The 11,697-nt window shown below is 65.9% G+C and carries 12 protein-coding genes and 1 pseudogene; 2 read left to right on the top strand and 11 right to left on the bottom strand.

The genetic code is table 11. The features are described from left to right. From A37U_RS0135690 to A37U_RS0135660, 7 genes are all read right to left on the bottom strand, one after another. The coding region (locus A37U_RS0135690; RefSeq protein ID WP_020501455.1) for an IS110 family transposase at nt 1-1,125 on the bottom strand (1,125 nt) is incomplete at its 3' end. Nucleotides 1,126-1,434: 309 nt separating this feature from the next. Continuing rightward, nucleotides 1,435-1,764 carry a transposase gene (locus A37U_RS52260; protein WP_020501454.1) on the bottom strand — a complete coding sequence of 110 codons (330 nt, stop codon included), beginning with the start codon at nt 1,762-1,764 and terminating at the stop codon, nt 1,435-1,437. A 230-nt stretch (nt 1,765-1,994) separates the two neighbouring features. Then, nucleotides 1,995-2,582, bottom strand: coding sequence for a recombinase family protein (locus A37U_RS0135680; RefSeq protein ID WP_020501453.1), 588 nt, complete (start codon nt 2,580-2,582; stop codon nt 1,995-1,997). Between the two features lie 239 nt (nt 2,583-2,821). Further along, nucleotides 2,822-4,036 carry a cytochrome P450 gene (locus A37U_RS0135675; protein WP_026197971.1) on the bottom strand — a complete coding sequence of 405 codons (1,215 nt, stop codon included), beginning with the start codon at nt 4,034-4,036 and terminating at the stop codon, nt 2,822-2,824. A 23-nt stretch (nt 4,037-4,059) separates the two neighbouring features. After that, a complete protein-coding gene (locus tag A37U_RS0135670; RefSeq protein WP_020501451.1) occupies nt 4,060-4,851 on the bottom strand; it encodes an ABC transporter permease in 792 nt (263 codons plus the stop codon). Then, nucleotides 4,848-5,852: an ATP-binding cassette domain-containing protein gene (locus tag A37U_RS47000; RefSeq protein ID WP_020501450.1), complete on the bottom strand. Its 1,005-nt coding sequence runs from the start codon at nt 5,850-5,852 to the stop codon at nt 4,848-4,850. Before A37U_RS47000 ends, A37U_RS0135670 begins: the two co-directional genes overlap by 4 nt. A gap of 33 nt (nt 5,853-5,885) precedes the next feature. Then, nucleotides 5,886-6,383: a GbsR/MarR family transcriptional regulator gene (locus tag A37U_RS0135660; RefSeq protein ID WP_026197970.1), complete on the bottom strand. Its 498-nt coding sequence runs from the start codon at nt 6,381-6,383 to the stop codon at nt 5,886-5,888. 255 nt (nt 6,384-6,638) lie between these two features. Here A37U_RS0135660 and A37U_RS0135655 point away from each other — a divergent pair, with 255 nt between their 5' ends. After that, a complete protein-coding gene (locus A37U_RS0135655; RefSeq protein WP_020501448.1) occupies nt 6,639-7,379 on the top strand; it encodes an SDR family NAD(P)-dependent oxidoreductase in 741 nt (246 codons plus the stop codon). Between the two features lie 48 nt (nt 7,380-7,427). On the opposite strand, the gene A37U_RS0135650 is transcribed toward A37U_RS0135655, so the two are convergent. The 4 genes and pseudogenes from A37U_RS0135650 to A37U_RS54205 form a co-directional block, all read right to left on the bottom strand. Further along, on the bottom strand, nt 7,428-7,829 hold the full coding sequence (locus tag A37U_RS0135650; protein WP_083934180.1) for a type II toxin-antitoxin system VapC family toxin: 402 nt from the start codon (nt 7,827-7,829) through the stop codon (nt 7,428-7,430). Further along, nucleotides 7,826-8,056 (bottom strand): hypothetical protein, encoded by a 231-nt coding sequence (locus A37U_RS0135645; protein WP_020501446.1) that lies wholly within the window; start codon nt 8,054-8,056, stop codon nt 7,826-7,828. Before A37U_RS0135645 ends, A37U_RS0135650 begins: the two co-directional genes overlap by 4 nt. A gap of 82 nt (nt 8,057-8,138) precedes the next feature. Next, nucleotides 8,139-8,966, bottom strand: a complete 828-nt coding sequence (locus A37U_RS0135640) for an alpha/beta fold hydrolase (RefSeq protein ID WP_020501445.1) — start codon at nt 8,964-8,966, stop codon at nt 8,139-8,141. Nucleotides 8,967-9,164: 198 nt separating this feature from the next. Continuing rightward, nucleotides 9,165-10,408 (bottom strand): annotated as a pseudogene (locus A37U_RS54205) (transposase). Nucleotides 10,409-10,877: 469 nt separating this feature from the next. Between A37U_RS54205 and A37U_RS0135630 the strand changes: the two are divergent. Continuing rightward, the gene (locus A37U_RS0135630; protein ID WP_026197533.1) at nt 10,878-11,687 is read left to right on the top strand and encodes an IS5 family transposase; all 810 of its coding nucleotides are present in this window, start codon (nt 10,878-10,880) and stop codon (nt 11,685-11,687) included. Nucleotides 11,688-11,697: the final 10 nt, after the last annotated feature.

Raw genomic sequence — 11,697 nt, 5'->3', positions numbered from 1 at the left:
TCCGCGTTCGGTCATTTGAGCGTGATAGATCGCGGCCAGTTGGGGGTCAATTTGGCGTGCAGTGTTCGCGGACTGGACCAGTTGGGTCCGCAGGGCGCGGTTCCCGGCTTTGCTGATTGGTTGACTCTTGTAATCGGTGTTGCCGGTTTCGCTGGCTTTGGGTGCCAGACCTGTGAAGGATTTGAACGCTGCCGCATTGCGGAACCGTCCAGGACGTCCCATCGTAGCCAGTAGTTGGCTGGCACCGACCGGTCCGAGCCCGGGCAGGCTGGTCGCTAGGCCGTCTGGATCGACCCGTTGCTGTGCGGCGTCGCGCGCTGCTTCGTGTCGGGAGCGTTCGCTTTCAGCCAGCCGTAGTAGCCGAATCTCCGTGCTGATTTCGTCGGCGAGGTCGGCGAGCGCGACCGCGGTGTCATCACCCCACAGCTGCATGGCTTGGCGCGCGGCGCTGCGCAGGGCTTCGACCTTGGTGCGCCCCAGTTTTCCGTTGCTTTCGTGATGCACCAGCTTGCCCAGACGGGCGGGTCCTGCGGCAAGGAGTTTGCGCGGGTCCGCGTAGCGTTCCAGTACCGCCAGATCGGTGCGGTTCATGCCATCACCGAAGGCCTGGCTGATGGTCGGGACCAGCGATTGCGCCAATGCACGGATGCGGACTTTCCGTTGCCCGATCTCCCGGGTCAGCCGGGCGACAACCCGCACGCGCCGATCCAACGACGACCGATCGGCGCCACCCAGTTCCACCGGGTGTAATCCGCGTGGTGCCACCATCGGCAATCGCGCCAACGTTTCCGCGTCGATGCCATTGCTCTTAGCATGCCGCGACAGGAATTTCCGCAAGTCCGCGGCCTTCGCCGACGAGACCCGCACCACCGTATGTCCTCGCTTACCGAAGAACACAGCGATGGGCAACCACATCGCCCCGGTCGGCTCGATGACCACCGTCAAACGCGCCTCCGGCCCAGCATCCGGCAGTGCCACCTGCTCTAGCTCGGTCAGGCTCTCCACCGTCGACCAGACACGACGCCGCGCTCGAACCCGGCCTGCAACATCCAGCACCACAGCTGAATGCGCACTGGTCACGCCCAGGTCCAGACCGATGATCCGCCCGTCCACCAGCTCGTCCATACCACTCCGTTCCTCGCCGTCACCACAGATTGTCCCGGCCACCGAACACCCATGGTGTCCGTGTTTGCCCCGGTCCCAGCTGCACGTCCGCTGCGCGCGGCTCCCACTCATGTGCTGCAGTCGGGCCCAACCGCACAGGCTTGCCCACTTCCCTTAGACGGGCGCCGTGGCAGGTGCCGAAGAAGGCAATCAACCGCACGAGGCAACCCCATCTGGGCCCCTCAGAGACGAGCTTATGGCGCCTTCCCGGACCAGCCGGGCCACCACATGCAACCCGGAANCCCGGAAGAGATCAACAACCAGGACGCCCTACATGAGCCGATGTCGTGTGGTTTGTCCGCTGGAGGCTTCGATTGGGCTGGTGCCAGCCAGCTTGGCGAACGCTGCGTCGCTGCGGCAGCGTCCGGGGTGGGAGAAGCTCACGATGACCTGCGCGGCCGCCACGGAGCCCAGGCCGGGCTGGTCGATCAACCCGGGTGCGAGCTCGGTCACGATCTCGCCGAGCCGGGCGCGGTTAGCGGCCAACTCGCGGCGGGATTGCCGCAGAGCGTGCGCGAGGCGTCGGATTTCGGTGATGCGGACGGTATCGACGCACGGCGCCTCGGGCGGCAGGCGGCGCCGGGTCAGTCGGGTAAGCACCGCCTCGGAGAGCGGCTTGCGGGCGATCTCGCGATCGGCGTCGCTGCCGTCGCGCAGCAGAGCCCGCAGCCTGTTGATCTGGCCGGTAGCGGTGGTGGTGAGCTCTTCCCGGGCGCACAGTAGAATCCGTAAAGCCTCCCGCTCCCCGTCAGCCCGCGGGATTGCGAGCTTGTCGACCGGCTGTTCCAGGGGTCTGAGGAAGAACCGAGACGGATTGAACGGTAAGCGGGTCAGCGCGATTTGCTACTGGGCCCGCGTTGGAGTGTGCGGTACACCGTCGGCCGGGAGACGGTGAACAGCTCGGCCAGATCGGCGATCGAGTAGTTTCCGGAGTTGTGCATACGTCGAAGTTCGGCTTGCTGCTTGGGTGAGAGCTTGGGCTGGCGTCCGCGCAGCCTGCCTTTGGCTCGAGCGACGGCCATGCCCTCGCGAGTGCGCATGCGCAGCAGGTCGACCTCAAATTCAGCAAACGTTGCAAGGATGTTGAAGAACATCTTCCCCATCGGGTCGGTGGGATCGTAGACCTGTCCACCGAGGGAGAGCTTGATCCCGCGAGCGGCGAGATCGTCGCCTATAGCGCGGGCATCGGGCACCGACCGCGCGAGCCGGTCGAGTTCCGGCACCACGAGCGTGTCATCTTCGCGGACGGCAGCCAGGGCCTGATCGAGTCCCGGACGCTTCAGGTTGGTGCCAGTCAGGCCGTGGTCGAGGTAGATCCGTTTCTCGCTGACACCGAGTTCGCGTAGCCGCTCGTGTTGCGCGGTGAGGTCTTGTTCGTCGGCAGAACATCGCGCGTAGCCGATCAAGGTTCCGGACATGATCCAGAGTGTAACGAATAGCGGGGGTTCATTGAGAATCAATTCGTACTAGCTATGTGAGACGCCGCTGGTCGAGGTCGCGACCTCTGCCCGCGGTCCGTCGTGGTGTCCGTTTGGGGTTCGGCTATCGGACGGCGAGCACGCTTCCCTTGTCAGATGTCCAGGTAACTACCGTTTTTCGGGACGCGCCTCCTGTGGTTTGGGTGGTCGGCGCGTCGAGGCTGGTAGTTCGGGCGCGATCAGTGTGGGTCCCAGGTGACGGGGAGGTGGTGGGCGCCGTAGATGGCACCCCCGTCGGTGCGCAGTGGAACCTCGTTGGGCGGAATAGCCAGTCGGAGGCTGGGGAATCGGCTGAGCAGGGCGGGGAACGCGACCCGCATTTGCACGCGCGCGAGTTGTTGACCGAGGCATTGGTGGATGCCGTGCCCGAAGGCCAGGTGGCCGGTCGCGGTGCGGTAGAGGTCGAGGGCATCCGGGTTGGGGAACCGGGCGGGGTCGCGGTTGGCGGCCTGGGTGGAGAGGGTGACGGTTTCGCCGGCTTTGATCAGCTGCCCGCCGATTTCGACGTCTTCGGTAGCCGCGCGCACCATGGTGTGGGTGATGGTGAGGTACCGCAACAGTTCCTCGACGGTGCTGTCGATCAGTGCCGGGTCGGCGCGCAGTGTGGCGAGTTGATCGGGGTGTTGCAGCAGGGCGAAGGTGCCGAGGGCGAGCATGTTGGCGGTGGTGTCCAGCCCGGCGCCGAGCAGCACAACCCCGAGGGTGGTGAGCTCCTGGTCGGTCAGGTCGCTGCCGGTCAGGTCGGGGAGCAGATCGTTGGTGGGCGTGGCTTGTTTGGTGGCTACCAGTCCGGCCATGAACTCGTGCAGCGCGTTCCACGCCGGTTCGGTTTGCTCGCTGGGGGTGTTGCCGGTGACGATTTCGGCGTTGCGCTGGAATTGTTGCCTGTCCTCGTAGGGCACGCCGAGCAGTTCGCAGATCATCAGCGCCGGGATCGGTCGGGCATAGGCGGCGACCAGGTCTACCGGCGCTTCGGTTCGTTGCATAGCGTCGAGCGCTTCGGCGGCGAACTGTTCGATCCGGTCGGTGAGCGCCCGCATCCGCCGGACGGTGAATTTTCCGGTCAGCAGCTTGCGGTAGCGGGTGTGCTCTGGCGGGTCGACCCCCGTCAGGTCGCCGGGCGATGCCGGGGGAAGCGAGTCGATCGGGAGGCCGGGCAACGGGTAGTGCAGCAGCTCGTAGCGAATGGAAATCCGCGGGTCGGCCAGGACGGCGCGCACGGCGGCGTGCCCGGTGGCCAGCCAGCCAACGTGTCCGTCCGGGTAGGTCATCCGCCGCAGGGGCGCCTCGGTGCGCAATGGCCCGAGTTCGGCGGGTGGGTCGAACGGGCAGCCCGTGGGCCGTTCGGTGGGCAAGGCTGACACAGGCGTCGGCGTGCTGGTCGGTTGCGGCATCGGGTGCTCCAGGAACGGGGTGGTTAGCGCGTGTAGCGGCGGTTGTAGAGGCGTTTGGCCCACAGGTAGCTGACCAGGGCGATACCGAGGCTCCAGGCGAGAGCGGCGATGACGCTGCCGCCGACGGGTGTGCCCGACAGCAGCCCCCGCAGGGTGTCGGCGACCGGGGTGAAGGGTTGGTACTCGGCGAATTGACGCAGCCCGGCGGGCATGGAGTCGGTGGGCACGAAGCCGCTGCCGAGCATGGGCAGCAGGGTCAGCGGTAGCGGGGTGTTGCTGGCGGTCTCGACGCTTTTCGCGGTCAGCCCGAGCGCGACGGCCAGCCAGATCAACGCGAAGCTGAACAGCACCAGCACGCCGAGGGAGGCCAGCCACGCCAGCGGGCCCGCGGTGGGCCGGTAGCCGATCGCCAGCGCGATACCGAGCACGACGATCAGGCTGGCCACGGCCTGGATGAGGCTGCCGAGCACGTGCCCGGTCAGCACGGAGACCCGTGCGATGGCCATGGTGCGGAACCGGTCGACGATGCCTTCGGTCATGTCCATCGCGACCGAGACCGCGGTGCCGTTGACGGCCATGCCGACGGTCAGCAGCAGGATACCCGGTACCAGATAGTTGACGTAGTCGCCGCGTCCACCGCCGTTGCCGGGTAGTCCCGCGCCGAGTTGGCCGCCGAAGACGTAGACGAACAGCAGCAGGAAGATGATCGGCATGCCGAGCAGCATCAGCGTCATCGACGGGTAACGCAGGATGTGTTTGAGCTGGCGGCGCAGCATGGTCGCCGAGTCGGTCAGGCTGTAGGCCAGGGTGCTCATCGGTTCGCCACCTCCGCCGCCTCGGACGGGTCGGTGCCGCGCTGGTCGGTGCTGTCCTGGTTCGCGCTGGAGTGGCCGGTGACGGCGAAGAACACATCGTCAAGGTCCGGAGTGTGGATGGACAGTTCGACCGGTTCGACCTGCGCGCGGTCCAGCCGGTCGAGCAGGGCCCGCAGGGAGGCGACGCTGCCATCGGCGGGGATTTGCAGGCTCAGCGTCTCCTCATCGGGGGTGGTCGACTCGAGCGCGTCGGCCGCGGCATCGAGGCTGTGGGGGTTGGCGAACTGCAGGCGTACGTGCCCGCCGGGGATGCGGCGTTTGAGCGCCGTGGCGGTGCCTTCGGCGACGATGCGGCCGTGGTCGAGGACCGCGATTCGGTCGGCCAGCTCGTCGGCCTCGTCGAGGTATTGGGTGGTCAAAAAGACGGTCACACCCTCGGCGACAAGTTCGCGGATCAACGCCCACATGCCATGCCGGCTGCGCGGGTCCAACGCGGTGGTGGGCTCGTCGAGGAAGATCAGCCGCGGGCGAGCGACTAGGGTCATCGCCAAGTCCAACCGCCGCCGCATCCCGCCGGAATAGGACGAGACCGGCTTGCTGGCGGCCTCGACGAGGTCGAACCGCTCCAGCAGTTCGGCCACCCGGCGCCGGCCCGCGGCGCGGCCGAGGTGATGCAGATCGGCCATCAGCCCTAAGTTCTCCGCACCGGTCAACAACCCATCGACCGCGGAGAACTGACCGGTGACCCCGATCGCCGCTCGCACCGCGTCGGGCTCCTGGACCAGGTCGTGCCCCGCGACCTGCATCTGCCCGGCATCGGCGGGAATCAGGGTGGACAAAATCCGCACCACGGTGGTCTTGCCCGCGCCGTTCGGGCCCAGCAGGGAAAAAACCGTTCCTTGTTGGACGTCCAGATCGAGGCCGTCGAGCACGGTCTGCTCGCCGAAGGATTTGCACAACCCGGCCACGGTAATCGCCGAGTCCGATGGGATAGCGGTCATGACGTTCTCGCTTCTCTCGGTCAGGCCCGGACGCTATGGCGCATCGGGCAATTCGCCAGCGGCGCGCAACGCCTGCCGGTGTTCGAGCCACTCGTCGTAGAACGTAGGCATCCGTTCGACCAGGAAATCGGCCAAGGCGGCCATCTCCAGCAACACCGCCCGCCGCTCGGTAGGAGCGTCCCCGAGAACCTTGAGCCCCTCACGGGCCATCTCGCCCAGCTCCTGGTACTCGGCGATGTCGAACCCCGCCGCTTGTGCCGAGGAGTTGATATCCAACCGAATACGGTCCATCCGTTCCCCGGCCGCCCGTGTGCGCTCAATGCCATACAGGTTCTCGAGCACCTTGATCGCCCCGGTGATCGCGCTGCGGCTGGCCAGCAATGCTTCGGCCAGCTCGCTGATGCTGTGCGCCCGCGGATGCGTCACTGCCAGATACCCCACCAGCCGGCCCGCCATCGGCGGCATCGAGTAACGGCGCGCGTAAAAACGCCCCATGTGATCGGCGAACGTCAACTCATCATCGGTCGGCACGAGAATCAAACTACACAGCCGACGGAGATAACACAAATCCGTGTTACTTCTGCTTGTGCTTCGAGCGCATGCGTGCGGGCGACAAGGTCATGTACGCCTGGTGACCCCGCCGCAAATCCACATCTCCAACAAAGCACGGCAAGACGCCCGTACGTTTAGCCGTCCCTGGATGAGAGGGCGTGAGTGGCGGGAGACGGGTGTCGGCGATACCGTCATCCAGTAGGTTCGAGGGACGCTGACGAACGGGAGGGCGACGTGGGCGCGCTGGAGAGCAAGGCAGCGGTGGTCACGGGTGGTTCGCGTGGGATTGGGCGGGCGATCGTCGAGCGCCTTGCCGCCGATGGCGCGATGGTGGTGTTCAACTATGCCCGTAGCGACGAGGACGCGGCCGCGGTCGAGCGGGCAGTGGACGGCGCCGGCGGCAAAGCCCACGCCGTACGGATCGATTTCACCGACCCGGGAGCGGCGGACGCGTTGATGCGTGCAGCTGCCGAACGCCTCGATGGTTTCGACATCCTGGTCAACAACGTCGCGCTGAACGAACCGCACTCGATCGCCGAGACCAGCGACGAGCTGTGGGAGCAAACCATGGCCGTGAATGCGGGAACAACGTTTCGCACGATCCGCCACGCTGCTCGCACCATGCGCGAGGGCGGACGGATCATCAACATCTCGACGATGAACACCCTCCGGCCGGCACCGGGTCTGGCGGCCTATGCGGCCAGCAAAGGCGCAATCGAACAACTCACCAAGATCGCCGCCGCGGAGCTCGGCGACCGTGGGATCACCGTCAACGCGGTCTGCCCCGGGGCCACCGAGACCGATCTCCTCCGAGGCACCAACCCAGAATCCGTTCTGGAGCAGATCCCCGCACTCACAGCGCTGGGACGGCTCGGCCAGCCCGCCGACATCGCCGACGTGGTCGGCATGCTCGCCAGCCACGACGCGCGCTGGTTGACCGGCCAAGTCATCCCCGCCACCGGTGGCATGGTGTAAGACCCACGACGTACCCGTCTCACCCAACCATCCGTTTACGGACGTCGATCAGGTTATGAGGTCGAAGGTGCAGCGGGCTCCGGTGGCTGCGGCGAGTTTGCCGTCGCCGGTGATCAGTGGACCATTGAGCCGTTCGGCTAGCGCGACGTACGCGGCGTCGTAGGGGGTGACGTTGTCTTGGAGTTCCCAGATGCGCTGCAACAGCGGAGCCAGCGGCATGCGCCGAATGGGAAACTCCGCGAGATGTCGCAGGGCGGCCGGTACTGCGGCGTGCAGCACGCTGCTGCGACGAGCCATGCCCCGTAGCGCGGAAACGACCTCAGCATCGACGTGGGCAGGAGCAAACAGCGCGTCTCCGGTGGCCAGGCGTGCCGCCACTGCAGCGCGCCGAGGATCGTCGGCGGCATAGAAGGCGGTCAGCACGGACGCATCGATCACAGCCAAGCTCACGACGCTTCCCGCACCTCCCGAACCGCGGCGGTCGCGTCGTCGAGGGTGATCCCGCTGCCCTGGGGTGGACGGTAGGAGGCGACATAATCGTCCAGCCGGGCCACCTGGGCGACCTCGGTGAGGCGGTCGACGACAAACGCCGACAGCGACTGCCGGTTCGCCTCGGCCGCCTCAGCGAGAGAGGCGTACACGTCGTCCGGCACGTCCCGCAGATTCATGCGCTTCATGGTGCCATTGTGGCACCAGTTGTGGTTCCGAGGCAACGTTCGCAAGCCGTTCGGTTACTGAGATCTGTAAACCCACACGCCGTCACGGATGTGCTGCGATGAAGTCCACGATCGCCGCATCGAACAGTGCGGATGTTGGTTCCATGTTGGAGATGTGCCCACCGTCCGGAATTGTGACGAGTCGGGCTGCGGGAATGCGCTCACTCATCCTGATCGCTCCCTCCGCGGGGAGCATGTCTGCCTCACCGTGCAGGACCAGGGTAGGGACGTCGACCTTCTCGTACTCCTGCAGGATGGTGAGGTCTTCCGGACAGAACCGACGTTGCGACTGACGCTTCACGCTCGGGTCGTGACGCATCTCCTTGAACTGCTCGAACATGGCGTTCCGCTCGGCCTCTGACGGCGGGCTGCCCTGCTTGAGCCGGGAGAGCGACACCTCGACGTAGTCCAGCAGTTGCTCGTCGCTCATGGTTTCGAGATCGGCGATCGCCGCATCGTCCTGCGGGGCCTCGAAGTCCTCGGCCAGGTACGGCGATCCGCCGAGGATGATCCCGTCGACACGGTGGGCATAGCGGCGTGCCAGGATTTGGGCGACCTGAGCGCCCATCGATATCCCTGCGACGTACGCGTGCTCGATGCCCAGCTGATGGAGAACCTTAGCGGCGTCGTCGGCGAGCTGGACGAGCGAGAACAGGTCCCAGTTGAGCCTCGACTGGCCGAACCCACGCTGGTCGTACGTGACCAGCCGCAGCCGATCGGTCAGCGTCTGCAGCTGAGGCCGCCAGTCCTCCCATGTCCGGCCGTTGCCGTGCAGCAGCAACAGCGCAGGACCGGCACCGCGATCGACGAGGTTCACCTGCCCCAACGGCAGCATCGTCGGCGCTACCGCGTTGATCTCTTCCCTGGTCACGAACTTTTCCCTTGTTCGGGCCCGCGCTCGGAGACGCTGAACCGTCATCTACCTCGGAAGCGCGGCTCGTCATTCACGAATGCCACGCTGCCCAGGTACGAGAACTTTGTCGAGACGGCATCGCCACCAGCGAACATCGCCTCGTCACCAGAAGCCAGGGAGCGCCCGTCCGATTGTGGATCCCTTGTGAGACGCAGATCAGATGTCCTCGTCGTCGGATTCGTTGGGATCGCGCAGTGCCCGTAACTCCGCAGGCGGACTGCTGGTGAAGGCGTAGCGTCCGAGGAAGTTCACGTGCTGCGACGCCAGCGGCGAGAGGCGGGCCATGTCGTCGTCGCGGACGGGATAACCCTCGTCTCGCAGCTGGCTGAGGATCGCGTCGAGGTAGCGGGTGTTCCACAGCACCACCATGTTCAGCACCAGGCCGAGCGCGCCGAGCTGCTCTTCTTGGCCTTGCCGGTAGGGCTGGTAGAGCTGGCCGCGGCGGCCGTGCAGGATCCGCCGCGCCAGCGCGTGGCGGGATTTTTGGGTGTTCAGCTGCACGTGGATGCGGCGCCGGTAGGTCTCGTCGATGTCGACGAAGGCGAGAATGTGCAGGGTTTTGGCGATGCGCCCGTACTCGGCCAGGGCGCGGCCGAGCGTGGTGGGTGTTCCACCGCCCTGGGTGACTCGCATCAGTTCGGAGGCCTGCATGGCGCCGGTGGACAGGACCCGACGACGCGCAGGATGTCGGGCCAGTTGCGCTGGATCAGGTCCAGGTCCAGCAGGTGTTTACGGTCCGGGGCCAGCGGGTTGAGGCGGCCGTAGTCGGCGTGCGGGTCGATGCGCCAGAACTTCTGGTCAGGCATGTCGGCCAGTCGTGGCGAGAACTGGTATCCGAGCAGGGCGAAGAGCCCGAAGACCTGGTCGGAGTAGCTGGCGGTGTCGGTGGCTACGAGCTCGGGGCGGGTGCCGCCGTCGAGGTCAAGGAGCCCGTCGAGTACGTGCAGGCTGTCGCGGATCGTGCCGGTGACCACGATCCCGCCCAGCCCGGCGACCTGGTCGTTGACGTAGTTCAGCCAGGTCACGCCCTTGCCGCGCTGGCCGAAGTAGCGAGGGTTGGCGCTAGCGCGCACGCTGGCTGGCGGGACCACGAACCGCAGCCCGTCCACCGAGGCCAGCTGTCCGGTGCCCCAGGCTGTGACCAGGTCGATGCCGGCTTGGGCGGCGATCAAGCAGGCATTCGCGGCGCGGTGATTCTCCGCCCGTAGATAGTTCTGATTGACGTGCGAGAGCCGGGCGCGGCTCAACGCCGGCTCTCCGGGCTGGATGATCGGGGCGAACCCGACGTTGCAGGCCTCGGCAAGCAGGCAGGCCGCCACCGAGGTCGGCAGCTCGCTCATGCGGGCCTCGGCCTCGGACAGGTGGGTATAGGCATCCAGGCAGCCAGTCCAGCCGTGCATCTCCATGATGAGATCCGGTAGGTCGACACGCGGCAGCATCGCCTGGCACCGGCGGGTCAGTTCAGTCAGCTCGTCCGGGCTGTCCTGGGGTTCGAGCTTGTCCAATCGCAAGCGCCCCTGAGCGTCCACGGTCGCTGGGGCCTGCTCGTCGGTGTTGCTGTGCTCGGCCACAACCCGATAGGCGGTGTCGAGCTTGGTGGCGAGCTCGTCCAGGTGGGACTGCGGGTCCTCAGGCAGTTCAAGGCTGGCCAGCACCTCATCCTTAGTACTGCAACGACACTTTCGCGAAGCGGCTCAAGAGATCGGCTGGTCAGCTGTCTATGGGCCGTCCACGGCGGCGATACGGGTGCAGGCTTCCCGCAGGTCAGGCCCTGTAACGGTCGAAGTGTCGTTGCAGTATTAGAGATCGTTTCAAAATGATCGGCGTGTCGTTTTGGTTGGGGTTGAGCCATGTTGAGACCCTTTGCGGGTGATTACCGATCTTGTTCCGGACGAGTTGTGGGCGCGTGTCGAGCCGGTGCTGCCGCCAAGGTCGGTTCGCAGGCAACGGTTCCCGGGACGGTTACCAGTGGACGATCGGGCCGCGCTGGCCGGGATCGTGTTCGTGCTCAAGACCGGTATCACCTGGCAGCAGTTACCACGAGAGGTCTTCGGTTGTTCGGGGATCACGTGCTGGCGCAGGCTCCGGGAGTGGACGGACGCGGAGGTGTTCGACATCGTGCACGAAATCCTGCTCGACCACCTGCGCGCACTGGATGTGCTCGAGTTGGAGACTGCAGTGGTAGACGGTTCGCATGTGCGGGCGTTAAAGGGGGCGACGCTGTCGGGGCCGTCTCCGGTTGACCGTGGACGCCCCGGATCGAAGCACCACCTGATCACCGACGGCACCGGCATTCCGCTCGCAGTTACACTGACCGGCGGCAACGTTCACGATAGTACCCAACTGTTCCCACTCATGGATCAGCTTCCGGTCATTCGAGGGAAACGCGGTAACCCATTTACCCGGCCCCGATGGCTGTTCGCCGACCGCGGCTACGATTCCGACCCCCACCGCGCGAGGCTCCGGAACCGAGGAATCATCCCGAAAATCGCGCGCCGCAACACCAAACACGGCTCCGGACTCGGCAAACACCGCTGGGTCGTCGAACGCGGATTCGCCTGGCTACACCAATACAAACGCCTCCGCACCCGCTACGAACGCCGAGCCGACATCCACTACAGCCTCCTCAAACTCGCCTGCGTCCTCATCTGCCACCGAACACTCACGACATCATTTTGAAACCATCTCT

Origin of the sequence: Sciscionella marina DSM 45152, from assembly GCF_000379465.1 — a bacterium.
In the GTDB taxonomy this organism is placed as follows: Bacteria; Actinomycetota; Actinomycetes; order Mycobacteriales; family Pseudonocardiaceae; genus Sciscionella; species Sciscionella marina.
The sequence above is the reverse complement of the archived record's forward strand: the minus strand, read 5'-3'. Positions and strand labels throughout refer to the sequence as shown.